The organism is Breznakia pachnodae (assembly GCF_030814225.1).
In the GTDB taxonomy this organism is placed as follows: Bacteria; Bacillota_I; Bacilli_A; order Erysipelotrichales; family Erysipelotrichaceae; genus Breznakia; species Breznakia pachnodae.
Window position 1 is genome coordinate 531,809 of the sequence record NZ_JAUSUR010000001.1, and the last position, 18,754, is coordinate 550,562.

An 18,754-nucleotide genomic window follows, 5' to 3' on the forward strand; every position below is an offset into this window, starting at 1 on the left:
ATGTTCCTCCTATTCCCATGCCTTCATTCTACATTTTTCTGATAAATCTAAATGCTCTTGTAGTAATTCAATTGTAAGTGGCTGTGAAAAAGTCTTTTCATTTCCTGATACACTACCCGATTCTACTTCTTCACCTTCATATAATGGCATTGGATAATTTTCCATAACATCATCACGTCCATCTTCAATGATACACTTTGCCATCGCTTTTGCCAACTCTGTTTTTTTCTCACTTCGTTTTACTACAGCAATTGATTCAGTAAGAGTGAAGTTTCCCTCTTCAGGATCAATATAGTCAATAGGTAACCCCTCTGCCTTATCTGCAATCGCCTGATGACGCAATCCAAATCCAATTGCGACTTCACCAGCCCTTACTTTTTTCAAAGGTCCAGATCCAGAACTTTCTAAATGAGGTCCTGCATTTTCCATCATTGCGGTTAGGATTTTCTCTGCTTCTTTTTCACCATACTCTTCAATTAACGCCTGTACTAACAGCCATCCCGTACTTGAACCCGCCATATCCACAATAGATATATTATCTTTGTATTCTGGTTTTGCCAAGTCCTTTAATGAAGTAGGTCTTTCTAATCCAGCTTTTTCTAATTCTGTGGTATTTACTATAATGGTTCCTTCAATTGCTAATAAAGGAGTGCGATAAGATGGTACATCATCAATTGTCTGTTTATCAATATCCAGATCAACAAACATGTCGTTTTCTTCTTGCGCACTATCAATATAGTAAGAACTCATGGTAATAAGATCTGCTTCTATATCAATTCCTTCACCTAATAGTTTACCACCTAATTCGTTTGTTCCATAGGTTTGCAGGATATATTGTCCTTTAAATCCATTTTTATCCAATACTTTTTGCATTGCTAACTGTGCTTCTTCATCTGCATTTGTGTAAATAATTACTTGTTTACTTTCTTCTTTTTTACACCCACCAAGAAAAGCTACACAGAAACATGCAACTAGGAATAGTTTTGTTAGTTTAGACATATTTCTTTTCACTCTCTTTCTTTGTTAGATAATTCATAACAATTTTAATAATTACATTTGCAATAAAAATCAGAATTGATAATACAAAGATATCTGTAAATTTAGCAAAATGTTGTAATTCCTTAATTTTCGTTGTAATAACACTTGTCTGTGCACCAACCAGGAAAATAATTGCACTAATTGTAACCATTGAGTTAATAAAGTAATATCCAAACATTTCAAATACGGTTGAAATTGAACAAGGAATCATAACTTTTCTCAGTGTTGCAAACCAACTGTCCCCTAATAGTCGACCTGTTGTTTCCCAAGTTGAATTCATTTTCATAAACGCATTTTTAATCATTACATATGGTGTTGAAAAGAAATGGACAATATTACATATAATCAGAATCGTAAATGTATTCTGAATATTTGTTCCTTTAAATGCAAACATAAATCCTATCCCCAGTACCATACCTGGTAATGCATTGGTAAGTGTTGATACAAAATCAATACTCTTTGTAATAAACTTTGGCATTTTTCCTCTTGCTGTAATAATTGCAGCCACATAGCAGATAACCGTTCCAATTACTGCTGTGGCAAGTGCTACAATAAAGGAATTCTTAACTACATCAATTAAATTCGATGACTGGAAGGTTTCTATAAAGTGTTGGAATGTAAATGCTGTATTATATGGCCATTCTTTTACAAACGGCAAAATAAAGATAACTGCAAATACGGCAATAACTACAAATAAAATTAATGCAGAGAATACACTGCATATACGATCTTTAACTTTGTATATTGGTAGTGCAACTTCTGAAATCTTGTCATAACGAACGTTTAAACGTTCTATATAACTTACTACAAAGACAGCTACAATTGAAGGTATTAATAGTACCAATGCAATTACTGCTCCATTGTGAAAGTTTGGAATTGATCCAAGCATCTGATTGTATAAGGTACTGGCAATAACTTCATACTGTCCACCAATTGCAGCTGGAATACCAAAATCAGTAAAACTTAAAAAGAAGGTCTGAATAAATGCAATTACTACTGTATATAACAGAGGACGAAAGATGGTATGAAAAAATCTTCTTCTTCCGTTATCTCCCATAATAATTGATACGACGAATTGTTTCTTATCAACATACTTCATTGTGTTTTTGATTAGAATAAATGCTATTGGTAATGTATAGATTACATAGCCAATTAATAATCCATTAAATCCATATAACTGAAATGGCTGAAAACCAAATAGTTTGGTAAATACTCCTTGTTTTCCAAATGTATAAATAATCGCAAAACCATAAGTAATGGTTGGCATCAGCATTGGCATAACGGCAATTATATTAATAGCTTTTTTAATCCATTTTGATACATGTGTATAGTGAATCACATAAGCTAAAAAGAATGCAAGAGTTGTAGATATTAATGCACTCAAACTAGCAATCTTTAAACTATTTCCAAGTGAAATTAAAAACCGTTCTTTGGTAACAATCTTAATAATGTTATTTATACTGATGACTCCGTTTGTCTGGATGGCACGAATCAGCACAAGTGCCAAAGGGTAAAACAAAAAGAAAGCAAAGAATGCAAATAACACAATATAGATAAGTTTAAGTTCTCTGTTACTCTTAAGCATGAGTATCTCCAAATAACTTCATGATATTATCTTTCTTAATATATAACTGATTTAAAATAAATGTTTTCACAAACTCATCCTGAGGATGTTTAATAATATTTTCTGGTGTATCAAACTGAGCAATTTTACCTTTGTTTAAAATAAGAACTTTATCGGACATTGTAAGCGCCTCTTCAGGATCATGAGTAACGATTATCGTTGTAAGTTGAAATTCTCTTGAGATTGTCTTAATCGTTTCCTTAATTGATTCACGAATAACTCCATCAAGGGCACTTAATGGTTCATCCAATAATAATACTTTTGGTTTTAATGTTAGAGTACGTGCTAATGCTACCCTTTGTTTCTGACCTCCTGAAAGTTGATCAATATCTTTATCCAAATGTTCTCTTAATTCTAGCAGATCAATTAATGAATCAACTTCTTCTTGAGTACAAACAGATGGATTGTTTCTCCAACCATATACAATATTACGGTACGCACTTAAATGAGGAAATAATGCATAGTCCTGAAATACAATATTAAATCCTCTTTTTTCAATTGGTTCATTTGTAATATCTTTATTATCTAAGATGATTTCTCCACCATCTAAATCAACAATTCCTAATAAACAATTCAGCAATGTTGTTTTCCCACTACCACTAGATCCTAATACAGATACTATTTCACCTTTTTCAATCGATAATGATAAATCATTTAACACTTTTTTGTTATCATACGATTTAATTACATTTTTTAAATTTAGCATAACACTCTCCCTGTTATCATTCTTTGACAATTTTATACCAATTTAGAACGAATTACAACAGTTTCTTATGTTTTAGTGTTCATATTCATTGTTTAACACCCTTACAAATGAACAAAAGCAGAAGTTATTTCTTCAATAACTTCTGCTTATATAACTTGGATTGCTTACGTAATTGCTGATCCATATAATCAAATCCATACTTTTCTAATAGTGTTTCTTGCTCTGAGAAAAGATTGACTCCCAGTCCTAACTGATTCGTATCCATTCTCACGCCCATACTGGCCAATGTCGTTGGAAACATATCAAAACTGGTAAATTGTCTGTCTTTCATCTTTTGTGCCTCCACAGGGCTATTTATAAATGAATTAAAGATTGTTCGTTCATAATTCTTATCATAGGTATCATTAATATACTCGGCAGCCATACTAAGATGATCTCCAGTTATAACAATTGTTGTATTCTCATAGAATGGTTGTTGTTGAATCCACTCTACAAATTCTCCTACCTGTTTGCAGTTACACGCTATAATATTTGATAAACGCTCATCATATTGATCTTCACATTTATGACATTTATATCCATAAGGATGATGTGTATCCACTGTTAGCATTGTAAAGTTAAATGGTTTATCTTCCTTCGCCAATGCAGTTACTTCTTCTTTTGCGAATGCAAATAACTTTTCATCTTCATATCCCCAGAACTCTTTATAGTCTGCAGGAATTTTACTATCTTTATAAGCACTCTTTAAATCAAAAATTTTATAATTTCCATGCTTTTTAAAATAGAACTCTCTTCCGCCAAAGATAGCATCAGAACCAATTAAATATTCCTGATTGTATCCCTGATCTTCCAGTATATCTCCTAGTGCATATATCCCAGGAAAGAAATCCGTTTTATTAGAGAAACGTTTTTGACTGATTGGAACCAGTAAGGGAATGCCTGCGCTTTGAGCCACAATTCCACCAGTTGTCCATCCAGTACCAGAAACGACCTTTGCTCCTCCCAATTGTTGATTATGAGAGAAGTTAATGTGTTCAAGTCCATAGGTAGAAAGTGGATAGATTAAATCATGTTTATGATTCCCCCCATTTTCTTTTGAAGTATATGTGGTCTCTAATGATTCAACATAAATATAAATTAAATTACGTTTCTTTTCTGGAAATGTTAATTCCACACTTTTCGTATCTACATAATTATCTTCATAGAAATTACTTTTTCTAAACAAGTTAATTACAAACATAAATAAGCCTACTTCATGTGCTGCCAGTATTAATAAGATAATACCTGCTACAATTGCAATTATAGTAAAGTTCTCTGCATAGGTTTCAATTAATAGAGGAGCACAAAGGATAGCAGTAAAAATACAAGCTTTCACAAAACATTTTTTAATCCAGTCAAATATAAAATCTGTATTGGTACCTTCTAAAGGAACTTTTAAATGAAAGATAATCTGTTCGAAACAAGACAATCCAAAATAACTAAGCGCCCACTTTGCGGAAGTATACAATGTTGCAGATATTAATATAATTAATATTCCAATAACCATAAGTTCTCCATTTCCATATCGTTTACAATAATACTTAATATTATACGAAAAAAGATGACATTCAACAAGTTCAACTTGCGAATATGTCATCTTTTCAGTTATTATTCTTTATTTATTTTAGGTCTGCTTGATGTAATCGACTTCTTCTTCATTAATAGTAATGCTACTAATAATCCAGCAGTCGCTACTCCCAATCCTATTGTTGAATATAATAAGATATTCTTCATATCTGCATCACTCTTTAGTGATTCATACTCTTCCTGAGTGATTGGTGCTGCTCCACTAAATGGTTGTAGGGTTTGTGATTCTGACTCATACTGATATAACCTCATTACATCATTTTCATCCATCAGATACACTAACTTATAGTTCTTGAACTTTGTATTCTCAAATGCCCATCCTTCTAACTCGGTTTCTCCTACTGTTACCTTTCCAAATTTATACCCTTCCATCTTCTGCATCTCTTCTGGTATTGTGATGATTGCATAGTTCTTTCCAAACAATGCTGTCGGAATATAAATTGAGGTTACTTCTTTTGTCTTCTCATCATAGATGTAATAGTTTCTTTCACCTTTTTCATCTACCATATACAACAAGATTAATCCTGTACTTATTTTCTTTTGAGCTGTTACTTCATTTCCATCTATTGTTAGTTTGTATTCTTCGAATCCTTCTAACTTTGGTGCTGATTTTAGTGTTAACACTCCAAGTTTACTATTTCCTAAATTCAAATATACTTCAGGTGTTTTTTCTACATAAGCATTGATTGTATATACTTTGCTTTGCTCCTTTGAAGTTACCGTTACTTCAATCTTATTTTCACCTTCTTTTAATTCTTTCTTTCCTGTTCCACTTACGCTTGCTGCTGCATCTGCTGCTGTCGCTTCCACTGTAAGTTCTTTTATATCATTTGTTAGTTCTACTGTATAGTTTGTTGTTCCTGCTGCAAACGCTGGTGACAACTCTCCTGATGATACACTCAAAGATGCAAGATCTACATTTACTGTTTCCTCTTCCTCTTTGGTTGGATCTTCTGCTGTTTGATTATTGTCAGTAGCTCCACCACTATTTCCTCCTGATGAGCCTCCTGAAGAACCTCCACTGCTTCCTCCTGATGATCCTCCACTGTTATTTGCTACTACGGATACAGATACACTTTGACTTCCTGTTACTGGCTCAAACGTGCTTGAATCACTTACATCGGTTGCAGTTACTGTTACTGTTGTTGTTCCTGCTCCTGATGGTGTTACCGTTACTGATTGTGTATTATCTTCTACCCAAACTGATGTAGTTGATAATGTTCCATTACTTACAGCTAAATCAAATCTACCTGTTACACTACCTCCCACACTTACGGTGAAGGAAGATCCTACGTTTACCGATCCCGTAGATGCATATACGCTAAATCCAGCTGCTTGTATTGTCGTCGGTATAATCAGTGTCAATGACACTACTACTGCAATTGCTGCTACTGCTATTCTTTTAATATTTTTCATCATTATCTCCCACTAAAATCCACTGATTGTACCCATGATATAGGCTTTAATCTTTAAATAATCAGCTGATGTGACTTTTCCATCACCATTTACGTCAGCTGCTTTCTGTTGATCACTTGTTAGTGACTTTGTACCCATAATATAGGCTTTAACAAACAGGTAATCTGCCGAAGTGACTTTTCCATCACCATTCACATCACCCTTTACTGTACCAGTACTTCCACCACTACCAGTATTTACAATTGTTACATAACTCGAATGAATATAACCATAATAATTATTGTAATCATAATCACCCTTATCTTGAGTTAATGCTGTTCTATTTGCATTTAATGTAGTATCTGATTGTATTTTATACCATACATTATTGCCATTAATTGATTCCCCAGTAACTGTACCTAGAATAATAAATGGATAATCTCCTGATGTTCCAGTCTGATATAAAGCAGTTGAACTTGAACTAGCTTCTTTTCGCACATTCAGATTCGTACCTTTTGATTTAATTGCAATTGTATACTTACCAGCATCACCTGCCCCATAAGTTTTACTCATCTGCCAACTAATTGCAGCAGCCTTTTCACCCCAATATGGATCCGATGCATACTTCACATTAATACCACTGGCCTTATCTCCTAAATGAGAACCATAGTATCTTCCAGAATAATCTTTTGTATCTAGATAACCTTCGGATATAAATACCTTTGTATGATAATAGATACTGTATGCTGCACTTGAATACCCATTTGCACTACCACTAGGATCTGAATCATAAGCAGCATGTCCAAATAAGTTATTCTTATTTTTAGCTATTGAACTTTGTCCCCATGCACTTTCATTTGCTGCAATGCCAAATGTCAACGATGCATTTACACCATATGAATTTTGATATTGAATAAATGAACTACCTAAGTTGTTCATCTTAGATGAACTGTTTGTTTTTGTAAGCAAGAAACTATTAAAGTTTGCTGCTGTAAAATTTGTCTTTGTTCTATGACTTAAATATTGATAATAATTATAATAAGGATTGTTTGGGTTTATTGAATTTGCTCTAGTTCCTGCCTTATAATCACTAATCATTTTTGAATATGTAGTATAGAAATAATGTCCATCATAACTATAATAAACAACATTATCTTGCATGTAAGATTGGCGTGGACCAACATTGGTTTGTAACCAATAAGAACTTGATGAAATATTATTCGTTCCATAATGAATAATCGTTCCACCTTCACTTCTATAGAAGTTTACTGACTTAACTTGATTAGTATTTGTATAATCTAACACCTGTACCTCAGATGCATTTACCCAACCAATCACTCCAGCTTGCATAAACTTAACTTTTGAACGATCACTGTTGTAACCCAAGAAAGCTGCATCTGCTGCATAATAACCATTTACATATCCTGATCTGTTTGTACCATCTTCAGTATATGTTGTATTAAGTGATGAACTTGATTTTGTCTTAAAGTTAACTACCCCAACACTAACATCTGCATAAGTAGCTATTGTTCTGGACCTCATTTGAGCTGAATTTTCTGCTGCAGTTTCTTCTTCAAGTTCACTCATATCATATTCAATGATATTTCCTTCTGCATCCATCGTTGTGAACATATGATCTTCATCCAACTCTTCACCAACTTCAAAATTTTGTGCTTCATCTGCTGATGTATCTTCACCTGCGCCATCATTCGCTAAAAACTTATCAGATGCAAAGATACTAATTAATATAAATAAAGATGTAAATATTAATAAACCTTTTTTCTTCATAAACTAAACTCCTTATATCCCATTTTATTATAACAAAAACGACTTCTCTTGTTAACCCCAATTAACATTCTCTTGTTTATATCTCAAAAAAAATATTCATTTTAGTGATAGTAGTCACTAAAATGAATAATCTCTAAACTCATTAATTATCTATATTTTCCATTTTATTATTTTCTTCAAATTGGCGAAGCTTATTTCTCAAAAGTAGTAACATCATAGCTAATACAATCGCAACATATATAAGTAATACATAGGTTACACCATCCATTGAGTATTGTTGAATAACAAAATAAGAACCACACAATACAACTACTAAACCAATTATATTAATTATTAATAATTGCTTTAAACATCTCAATATAATTAAAAGGTTCCACAAAAACCAGACAAAAGCAGTTAATGAAGTATACAAAATAATTGGAACTAATAGATAGCTATAATTAGCAATACGTTCTCCATATAAGATTCGTAATCCAAATGTACCTAGAAGTTGTCCACCAATGATACAAATAACGGAAATTCCAATAAGTACTAATATAATCTTATTTACCATCTTTTTAAATCCAGCAATGTCATTTTTATTTAAATAATCAGCAAAAATCGTTAAGAATGGATTAAATATATAAGATGCTGCAACTTGAACAATTACAGTTGGTGCTGCAACATAGCCATACACTGCAAGTACTGCATTCCCTTCTAATAAATCTAACATTTGTCGTGGAAATGACGCAGAGAATGTTGATAGAAATGATGCTATTGTCAGTGGTAAAAACTCAATAAACATTAATTTCATTGAAGCCAAAGAGGATGAGAACTTAATATGAACAAAATTTTTCACATTTGGAACATCGTATATTAAAATACATATAAAACTAAATATTGCCATTATTAATACACTTAAACTAATATTTCCTGTAAATTTCAAAGCAAAGTAAAAACTAAGCAAAGAAACAATTCCTCTTAATAAAAGCGATCTACCTCCAATATCCATTCTCGACTCACGTTGTTCAAATGCATGCATAATATCAACAATCGCCTCACCTATCTTATATAACATATACAACATAATACACAAGACTTCATTAAATGAATAAGCAAAGAACATAATATATACAAAACATAAGACGTAACCTAATATACAAGTGAATGCGCGAAAAGAAATATATTCATCATCTTTATATTTACTTTTCATATCAGAGATTAGATATGGTCTTACATTGAAACAAGAAACATTATAAAATATATTTGTTATTGTAATTGCAAGTGTCAATATTCCTGCAATTGATTCATCATTTGTTATCCTTAAAACTAAAAAAGATGAAATAGCCCATTGGCAGGCTAAATAAACAAATGAGCCTATTGAGTTCCATAATAGATTGCGCGATAAACTTAATTTCTTATTATTTTCCATATTATAGTACCTTTGAAACAATCAATGAAAATGGATACAATAAATGCATTCGATAACTTAACACAAATAGTTTTGTTGCAACACGATGTGTAAGTGGTAATTGTTTTAGTTTGAAGAAACCTACATATGGATTTTTTTTCACATTTGGAAAATTATCTTTTATAAAAGAGTAACAAAATTCGCATATTTCTTTTCTGGTTTCCTTATCACAATTCTTATACATATTTGTTGTTAATCCAGCTAAAATTTTTATAATACAATACTCTAATATTTTATCTTTTATTTCATCAGTATTATGGTTACGAACTGTTGCAACTGCTTGACGCACTCCATTGTAAGGAACTTTAGGTTTTTGTCCACCCTTTTTTCTGACATTCCCCATTGTTGATGAACTATGTATTCGATAATGGTACCCTACGAAATCAATTACTTTCACACTTCTTGCTAAAATATCACTCATGCAACAATAAGGACCATCTTCTAGTTGTTCTCCAACACTAAATTTAATATCAAAACGTTTTAGAAAATCGGTACGAAACAGTTTGGCACAAGGCGTATAGTGAAACAGATGTTTATGAGTAGCATCAAATTCTACCCACCATGCAAGTGGAAGACGAGTCAATGTTATTTCATTCGTCTCACTAATAAATTTTTCATAAGCACAGGCAACTATATCTGTTGTATCATCTACTTCATTCATTAATTCTTCCAACATTGTTGACTCTAAGATATCATCAGAATCGACAAAACTAATAAACTCTCCATCTGCATAATTCAAAGCATTATTTCTCGCAGCAGATTGGCCTTGGTTTTCTTGAGTATAAACTTTAATAACATCAGGATATTTTTTTTCCCAATCCCTTAAGATTGTATTTGAACCATCAGTAGATCCATCATCCATAATAATAAGGTTAAAATTCTTATAGGATTGTTGAAAAACTGATTGTAAACTTTCTTCTAAATATTTTTCTGAATTATACACAGGCATAATTAATGAAATTTTTTGATTACCCATTCTAAACCTCCAAATTAAATTTACACGCAATGTAGATTCACTTAATGTGTAAAACAATTTAATTACTGTATATCATTATACGAAAAAAGACTACAATCAACAAGAGCTGCTTTAACTTTATTTTAATTTCCATATAAAAAGCACAAACCACATTAGTTAATGATTTATGCTCTTCATCTTCTTATTTATGCTCTTCTTTTGTATCGTTTTCGTTTTTGATAAGTTCAACAAATTCTTCCTGACTTAAAGTAGTAGTCTTTTGTTCCCCGTATCTTCTAAAACTGATTGTTTTTTCATCACGTTCACTGTCTCCTAAAATCAACATGAATGGTAATTTCTTCATTTGATTTTCTCGGATTCTGTAACCTAACTTTTCTTCACGATCATCAATCTCTACACGAACATTGTTGTCTTGAAGTAGTTTGTATACTTCTTGTGCATATTCTTGGTGATATTCATTCTTAACTGGTAATACACTTACTTGTACTGGTGCTAACCAAGTTGGGAATGCACCTGCATAGTGTTCAATTAAGATTCCGATAAAACGTTCAATTGATCCAAAGATTGCTCTGTGAAGCATGACTGGGCGTTTCTTGCTACCATCTGAATCAACATAAGTTAAATCAAAACGTTCTGGTAAGTTTGCATCTAACTGAATAGTTCCACACTGCCAGCTTCTACCTAATGAATCACGGATATGGAAATCAAGTTTTGGTCCATAGAATGCTCCATCACCAGGATTGATCTTATATTCTTTTCCTGATTTCTTGATTGCATTTTCCAATGCAGCTTCTGATTTATCCCAAGATTCAATAGTTCCAATGTATTTATCTTCTGGTCTTGTACTTAGCTCAATTCTATAATCCAAGTTAAAAGTTGAGTAAATACGATCAATTAGTTTTAATAGTTCAATAATTTCACTTTCAATTTGATCTTCTCGCATAAAGATATGAGCATCATCTTGTGTAAATGTACGAACTCTAAATAAACCATTTAAGGCTCCACTTGCTTCATGACGATGTACCTGACCTAATTCCCCACTACGGATTGGTAAATCTTTATAAGAATGTAATCCATTCTTATAAACTAACATTCCTCCTGGACAGTTCATTGGTTTAATTGCAAACTCACGATCATCAACCATTGAAATATACATATTGTCTTTGTAGTTTGCCCAGTGTCCACTAAGTTCCCAAAGATCTTTGCTCATCATAATTGGAGTTTTAATAAACTCATAGTTTTCTCTTTCATGTTCTTCATACCAGTAACTTTCTAATAAGTTACGAACAATCATTCCTTTTGGTAAGAAGAAAGGCATACCAGGAGCGTATTCACTCATCATGAATAGTTCTAACTCTCTACCTAGTTTCTTATGATCACGTTTCTTAGCTTCTTCTAAAAGTGCTAAATAATCATCTAATTCTTCTTTTGTAGGGAAACAAACACCATAGATTCTTTGCAGAACTTTGTTGTTTTTATCCCCTTTCCAATAAGCACCAGAATGTTTCATTAACTTAAAGTTACGACATTCTTTTACTGTATCCACATGAGGACCTCTACACAAGTCCACAAAGTCTCCCTGACGATAGATTGTGATAGTTCCATCCTCTAAGTCATTAATCAAATCAATCTTGTAAGGATCGTCTTTAAACATCTCTAATGCATCAGCTTTTGAAATTTCTTCACGAGTGATACGTTTACCATCCTTACAAATCTTTTTCATTTCCTTTTCAATTCTTGGAATATCTTCGTCTTTAATTACATCATCACCTAAATCCATGTCATAGTAAAATCCTTCACTTACAACTGGACCTACCCAAAATTTAGCATTTGGATATAAGTGTTGAACTGCCTGTGCCATAACATGAGCACATGAGTGATTTAATTTACTTAGATATTCATCATTTAAAAAATCAACCATAATATTTTTTCCTTTCGTACATAATAAAAGTCTCATCGCCAAAGGACGTTGAGACTTACGTGGTACCACCTTTTTTTGTATATGAATTTCATATACCTCATTACAGTTAACGTCTGTTTTCCGGCACACCTTTTCAGGGGCAGCTCCAAGGGAGTAAATCCATAATCTCTTCAAGAAGTTTTCACCAACCACTTCTCTCTCTACATCAAGTTTAAGAATTCATATCCTTTTCATTGCTTTTTACTTTTACACTTTAGTTTATACACCTTTTTTCAAAGGTTGTCAATTATTGTGAAAGAGAATCATCTGCTTTGTCTTTTTTAAATACTAGTAGTTTACTAAATACATAATTTAATACAATCACAAACACACTAATAAATGCTTTTGCGACAAATCCTTTAATTCCAAACATTGTCTGATCCATTCCAATAAATACTAATAGTGAGAATCCACCAATTTCAACAATTCCTGATAAAACACGTGATCCAAAAAATAGGCTAAGTTCTTTCATTACAAGTGTTACATCCCATTTCTTTGACTCAAACACAAATAATTTATTTGTGACATAAGCAAATAATACAGCTCCAAACCAAGCAATTATATTAGCAATATTAATATCTATTCCAATTATATTTGTAGTAATGGTATAAATGACCCAGTTTACTGCCGTTGTTAATACACCAAATATAATATAATTAATGATTTCTTTATTTTTCTGATACATAAACATCACTGCTCTCTTTCTTCACTTAAACCTATATACACAATAAACTTATAATTAACTCAATTATCTAATGTATCATAGACCTTATAAGTCATTATCTCCAAACTCTCCAAAGTCTAAAATATATGGTGGATGATTATGTCGCTTATCTTCTGGAGGAAGTTGCATGTAATCACCATATCTTGTAGCTAGATATTCTTCCACTTTATGTGGTACCCTAACTTCGATATTTTCAAACTTTCTTTTTTGAGTAGGGTAAATATCTGCTTTATTTACAATACTAGTAAATCGTGAAGGATCAAACATATAAGCCATTCTTTTTGTCTCAACATCTTTATATTTCAACATATGTTTGCTAGCCTTGTTATAAAATAAACGAGGTTTCAAATGTAAGATTTTAAAAATACGATGAGCAAAGAAATAAACGAATAATACAATCTTTGCTTTAATACCATAAACATATAATACTGGTTTTGGCACTCCACTTACTACTAATAGTTTCCCCCAGAACCAAGCCCATGTTCCTTGCTTTCTCATTTCTTTATCATCATCAGGAATATTATCAAAACAAAAGATGTCTAGAAATATACCAAAATCACCTTTTACATTTTTGAAATCTTCTGGTACAAATTGTGTACCATTTAATCCCCAACGAGTATTCATTAAAGGAAAGTCAGCTCTCTCTTGATTATTTACAATCGTATATCGATCACTATACTGATCTTTCGCAATTGCTAGAAATTTATCGTAATCCTTACGGCTCATCCCTACATCGATATCATCATCCCAAGGTATAAATCCTTTATGACGTAAAACACCAATTGCTGAACCTCCAACTAAAAAATAGTCAAGATTGTTTTCATCGCATATTTTTGAAAAATCATTTAAAATTGATAATTCTATTTCTTGTAACTTTTTTAGAGTATTATCTTCATATTTATAATCTGCCATCTTTTATTCTCCATATTTAAGTTTGATTGTTAGTATCTATATTTTCACGCAATATATTAATTGTCTGTTCAATACCAGAATTAAGACTATAATGACTCTGCCAACCAATACTTTTTAACTTGTTATTTTTTAATATTGCTGCAGGAACTTTAGAAAAACCTTTTTGTTCAGTCTCTGAAGGAATATCAAAAGTTATTTCTGTATTTGCATAATTACATATTATTGAAGCTAAATCTTTTATTGCAGCAATGGAGCTATCTCCAGCAACATTATAAGCTTCACCTGTTTGACCATTTATAATTGCATAAACAATTGCCATGGCCATATCTCCTACATAACAATGAGATCTAATTTGATCTCCTTTACTTTTTAAAACAATATCACGTTGAAAAACACCATCTCTGATAAACGAAGATATTGCTCTTGTATCCGAATTTGTCATAGTTGGACCATAAATATGGCAGGGTCTTAGAATTACAGAATCAATATTATACTCGTCTAAGTAGCTTTGACATAGCACCTCTGCTGCTCTTTTTCCTGAAGGATAGCAGGCGCGTGATTTACTGTAATCGACATAACCACTATCTGTTTCTACAAATCCGTCAAAATCATCAATATCAAATGGTATTCCATACATTTCTCCTGAAGAAATATAAATTACTCTTTTTGCATTAACTTCCTTTGCATAATTTAATAAATGTAGCATCCCCAAGAAATTTCCATTTAATGTTTCAACTGGTTGTGTAGCATACAGCTTGGGATCTGAATTACTTGCTGCATGAACAACATAATCAGCTTTTACATCTGAAACAATAGTTTTTGTAACATCACCTTCAACAAAATGAAAATTAACATTATCAAAATGAGTCTTAAATCTTTTCGATGCGGATTCTTTAGATCTTCCCATAGCATAGATTTGTATTTTATAACCTTTTGCATTATTTAAATACATTAACAAATCAACTAGGTAAGAACCTATCATACCAGTAGAACCACTTATGAAAAATACTGATTCTTGATTCAGTTTGTTAAATATTTTGTCATTTGAAAATAAATCTAATTCTTTTTCATATCGCTTATTCATCTTTATTTCATCCAATCATCTTTGCTAGATTTAAGCATACTTTTAAATAATTCTAAATCATCTTGGGTTGTTAATTTAATATTTTTATCAGAACCAGCTGCAAAATATAAACGTTCTCCTAAATCAACCATCATTGTATTTGTATAAGAAGATCCATAAATACCAATTTCCTTCTCAAACGCTTCTTTGTATGCCCAGCTTAATTTTCCATATTTATAGGCTTGTGGTGTTGAAACTCTTCTCAACGTTTCACGAGGAATATATTGTGTAGTTGATAGTTCATCATCAACTACAAATATTTGTTCATTATATGGCATTGATGTTACTGCATTTCCATATTGTTTTGATTTAATAATTACATCTGAAAGAACACTTGCATCAACAAGTGGACGAATTCCATCATGTACAATTACAATATCCTCTTGCGTACAAACATCTTTTAAATTCTCCACACCATTTCTTATTGATTCTTGTCCTGTACTACCACCAGAAATTACCCATTTCAATTTTGTAATATTAAATTGTTTTGCATAAGCCCACAAAATATCATGCCATCCATCAATACATACAACTTCAATGGCATCAATTTCTGGATGCTTTTGGAAACCTTCTAAAGTATAAATTAAAACTGGTTTATCATATACATTAATAAACTGTTTAGGAATATCTTGGGCCATTCTAGACCCACTTCCACCTGCAATAATTAGTGCTACGTTCATAATTAGTTCTCCTCAATTATTTCAATATATCGACGCAATGCATCCTTCCAATCTGGTAAGCGAGAAAATCCATTCTTATCTAATTCGTTTTTGTTCATTCGACTATTCTTTGGGCGATGAGCTTTTGCTGGAAAAGCATCACTTGTTACTGGATTCACTTTTATATCAATATTTGATAAGCGAAAGATTTCTTGCGCAAATTCATACCAAGTACAAACACCTTCATTTGTTGCATGATAAGTTCCATATTTATCTGTATCAATCATATCAACTGATAGTTTTGCAAGATCATATGTATAGGTTGGTGATCCAAACTGATCATTAACAACATTTAGTTCATCTCGATCACTTGCTAGTTTTCTCATTGTTTTTACAAAGTTATTACCATTGTATCCAAATACCCAAGAAATACGAATGATAAAATGTTTTGCTAGTTTTTCAACTATTTTCTCACCTTCACATTTGGTATCACCATATACACTTAATGGCTCTCTTTTATCATATTCATTCCATGGCGTTTCACCTTCACCATTAAAGACATAATCCGTACTGAAGTACATCATTGGGATATCAAGTTGTTCACAGATGACTGCAATATTTCTTGTTCCATCTACATTAACTTTTGTACATAATGCAACTTCATCTTCTGCTTTATCTACTGCAGTCCATGCTGCACAGTGAATTACAGCATCATAATCACCTTCATTAATAACCTTTTTTACAATTGCTGCATCTGTGATATCCATTTCTTCAACATCTACTCCAACTGCATCAATACCTCTTTTTTTACATTCATTGACAATATCATAACCCAATTGTCCTTTGTATCCTGTTACTAAAACTTTCATAGTTACCTCGCTACTCCTGATTGCTTTTTTCAGCATTCTTATAGAACTTATTAATTGCTCTGGCAATAAATGATGGCCAGAATCGTTTTAACATTATATAATCCTCTTTTGTTCTTATATTATCATTTATAATTTCTGTAGTTGTTGATTCAACATGGATACGATGACCCATTAACTTTTCTGAAATAAAAATGAATTTACCTTTTTGATTTGAGAGATTTTCCCATCCATTCCAATCTATATTACATTGAAAATCACTTGCAAACACCTTTTCTGAAGTTATCTGCTTTGTATTAAACGTAACTGCGGGACAGCAGATTGCATTTCCTAAGCGAAGTGCAGAACGTTTGATAAAACGAGAACCAGCCCAACTTTGCAAGCGCAAAGGAAACAATAGGATTCGTTTAATCTTAAGATTGGTATTTGTTTCTACTTTTTGATTATCTCGGATTTCATAATAATCACTAAATAGAATAATAGCATTTTGATTTTTATTATATGCCTCCACCATTTTTTGAGCATATGTTTTTTCATATACATCATCTTGATGGGCAATTGTAACTAAACCTTCAGCAGCATGTAAAGCAAAATCAAAATCATAACCAATTCCTTTTTTTCCTTCATTTATTACTACACTTAAATTGTATTTAGTTGCCATTTTATCAATAAATGCATTTGGCGTTGATGTTGCAATCATTACTTCACTGGAATGTGTCTGATTCATTACGGATTGAATGCACATTTCCAGATATTTAGATTCTTTATATGCCAACACTACAAATGTATGTTTCATATACAAACTACCTCTCATTTTTTATACTAGTATATAGTAACATATTTACTAAAGAAAAGAATCTATTCAAATAGATTCTTTTAAGCTCTTCCCTTTTCTTTGTACATTTTTTCAAAGTATTCTTGGTACTCTCCACTAAGAATGTTTTGCCACCATTCTTTATTGTCTAAATACCATTGAATTGTTTGTTGAATTCCTGTATCAAAGTTATATTTAGGTTTCCATCCTAATTCTGTTTCTAATTTCTCTGGATCAATTGCATAACGCATATCATGTCCAGGACGATCAGTTACATATTTAATTAAACTTTCTGGTTTATCTAGTGCTTTTAGAATCGTTTGAACAACTTCTAAATTTGTTCTTTCGTTATGTCCACCTACATTATATACTTCACCAGGTTTCCCTTTACGTACAATTAAATCAATTGCTACACAGTGATCGTAAACATGTAGCCAGTCACGTACATTTTCACCTTTTCCATATACTGGTAAATCTTCATCCGCCAATGCTCTTGAAATCATTAATGGAATTAATTTTTCTGGAAAATGGTAAGGCCCATAGTTGTTTGAACAACGACTAATTGTCACTGGTAACCCAAATGTTCTTTCATAAGACATTACAAACAAGTCAGCAGCTGCTTTTGAAGAACTATATGGACTAGATGTATGTAACGGTGTTTCTTCTGTAAAGAATAAGTCTGGGCGATCTAATGGTAAATCTCCATAAACTTCATCTGTAGATACTTGATGAAATCTTTTTACTCCATACTCTTTTGATGCATCCAATAGTGTTGTTGTCCCCATTACATTTGTACGCACAAAACTTTCAGGGTCTTCAATACTGCGATCTACATGAGATTCAGCAGCAAAGTTTACAACAACATCGAATTTCTCATTTTTAAATAAATCAAAAATAAATTTACGATCTGCAATATCACCATGTACAAATTTATAATTACTTTTATCTTCTACTGATTTTAATGTTTCTAGATTTCCTGCATAAGTAAGTAAATCTAAACAAACGATTTCATCTTCTGGGTATGTTTCTACCATGTAGTGTACAAAATTTCCACCAATGAAACCAGCACCACCTGTTACTAAAATTTTCATTA

Annotated in this window: 16 protein-coding genes and 1 other annotated feature; all 16 genes read right to left on the reverse strand. The window is 32.0% G+C overall.

What is annotated here, in order from left to right:
* Positions 1 to 9: 9 nt before the first annotated feature.
* The 16 genes from J2S15_RS02540 to rfbB all read right to left on the reverse strand — a co-directional run bounded on the left by J2S15_RS02540 (position 10) and on the right by rfbB (position 18,752).
* Positions 10 to 999: an ABC transporter substrate-binding protein gene (locus J2S15_RS02540; RefSeq protein WP_307405174.1), complete on the reverse strand. Its 990-nt coding sequence runs from the start codon at positions 997 to 999 to the stop codon at positions 10 to 12.
* A complete protein-coding gene (locus J2S15_RS02545) occupies positions 992 to 2,623 on the reverse strand; it encodes an ABC transporter permease subunit (RefSeq protein WP_307405175.1) in 1,632 nt (543 codons plus the stop codon). The genes J2S15_RS02540 and J2S15_RS02545 overlap by 8 nt, the downstream gene beginning before the upstream one ends.
* The gene (locus tag J2S15_RS02550) at positions 2,616 to 3,368 is read right to left on the reverse strand and encodes an ABC transporter ATP-binding protein (RefSeq protein WP_307405176.1); all 753 of its coding nucleotides are present in this window, start codon (positions 3,366 to 3,368) and stop codon (positions 2,616 to 2,618) included. The genes J2S15_RS02545 and J2S15_RS02550 overlap by 8 nt, the downstream gene beginning before the upstream one ends.
* Positions 3,369 to 3,492: 124 nt before the next feature.
* Complete coding sequence (locus tag J2S15_RS02555; protein ID WP_307405177.1) at positions 3,493 to 4,914, reverse strand: LTA synthase family protein; 1,422 nt, start codon at positions 4,912 to 4,914, stop codon at positions 3,493 to 3,495.
* A gap of 101 nt (positions 4,915 to 5,015) precedes the next feature.
* Positions 5,016 to 6,410 (reverse strand): cadherin-like beta sandwich domain-containing protein, encoded by a 1,395-nt coding sequence (locus tag J2S15_RS02560; RefSeq protein ID WP_307405178.1) that lies wholly within the window; start codon positions 6,408 to 6,410, stop codon positions 5,016 to 5,018.
* Between the two features lie 12 nt (positions 6,411 to 6,422).
* Entirely contained in the window at positions 6,423 to 8,177 is a 1,755-nt protein-coding gene (locus J2S15_RS02565; RefSeq protein WP_307405179.1) for a dockerin type I domain-containing protein, read from the reverse strand.
* 142 nt (positions 8,178 to 8,319) lie between these two features.
* Positions 8,320 to 9,588, reverse strand: coding sequence for a lipopolysaccharide biosynthesis protein (locus J2S15_RS02570; RefSeq protein WP_307405180.1), 1,269 nt, complete (start codon positions 9,586 to 9,588; stop codon positions 8,320 to 8,322).
* Between the two features lies 1 nt (position 9,589).
* Complete coding sequence (locus J2S15_RS02575; protein WP_307405181.1) at positions 9,590 to 10,603, reverse strand: glycosyltransferase family 2 protein; 1,014 nt, start codon at positions 10,601 to 10,603, stop codon at positions 9,590 to 9,592.
* 181 nt (positions 10,604 to 10,784) lie between these two features.
* Positions 10,785 to 12,524: a threonine--tRNA ligase gene (thrS, locus tag J2S15_RS02580; protein ID WP_307405182.1), complete on the reverse strand. Its 1,740-nt coding sequence runs from the start codon at positions 12,522 to 12,524 to the stop codon at positions 10,785 to 10,787.
* A gap of 38 nt (positions 12,525 to 12,562) precedes the next feature.
* Positions 12,563 to 12,767, reverse strand: a binding site (T-box leader).
* Between the two features lie 43 nt (positions 12,768 to 12,810).
* Positions 12,811 to 13,248 (reverse strand): GtrA family protein, encoded by a 438-nt coding sequence (locus tag J2S15_RS02585; protein ID WP_307405183.1) that lies wholly within the window; start codon positions 13,246 to 13,248, stop codon positions 12,811 to 12,813.
* Positions 13,249 to 13,332: 84 nt separating this feature from the next.
* Positions 13,333 to 14,199, reverse strand: coding sequence for a LicD family protein (locus J2S15_RS02590; RefSeq protein WP_307405184.1), 867 nt, complete (start codon positions 14,197 to 14,199; stop codon positions 13,333 to 13,335).
* A gap of 16 nt (positions 14,200 to 14,215) precedes the next feature.
* Positions 14,216 to 15,283 (reverse strand): NAD-dependent epimerase/dehydratase family protein, encoded by a 1,068-nt coding sequence (locus J2S15_RS02595; protein ID WP_307405186.1) that lies wholly within the window; start codon positions 15,281 to 15,283, stop codon positions 14,216 to 14,218.
* 2 nt (positions 15,284 to 15,285) lie between these two features.
* Positions 15,286 to 16,002, reverse strand: a complete 717-nt coding sequence (locus tag J2S15_RS02600) for an IspD/TarI family cytidylyltransferase (protein ID WP_307405188.1) — start codon at positions 16,000 to 16,002, stop codon at positions 15,286 to 15,288.
* Between the two features lie 2 nt (positions 16,003 to 16,004).
* Complete coding sequence (gene rfbD / locus J2S15_RS02605; protein WP_307405190.1) at positions 16,005 to 16,850, reverse strand: dTDP-4-dehydrorhamnose reductase; 846 nt, start codon at positions 16,848 to 16,850, stop codon at positions 16,005 to 16,007.
* Positions 16,851 to 16,860: 10 nt separating this feature from the next.
* Positions 16,861 to 17,643, reverse strand: a complete 783-nt coding sequence (locus tag J2S15_RS02610) for a glycosyltransferase family 2 protein (protein ID WP_307405192.1) — start codon at positions 17,641 to 17,643, stop codon at positions 16,861 to 16,863.
* Positions 17,644 to 17,723: 80 nt separating this feature from the next.
* Positions 17,724 to 18,752 carry a dTDP-glucose 4,6-dehydratase gene (rfbB, locus tag J2S15_RS02615; protein WP_307405194.1) on the reverse strand — a complete coding sequence of 343 codons (1,029 nt, stop codon included), beginning with the start codon at positions 18,750 to 18,752 and terminating at the stop codon, positions 17,724 to 17,726.
* Positions 18,753 to 18,754 lie beyond the last annotated feature (2 nt).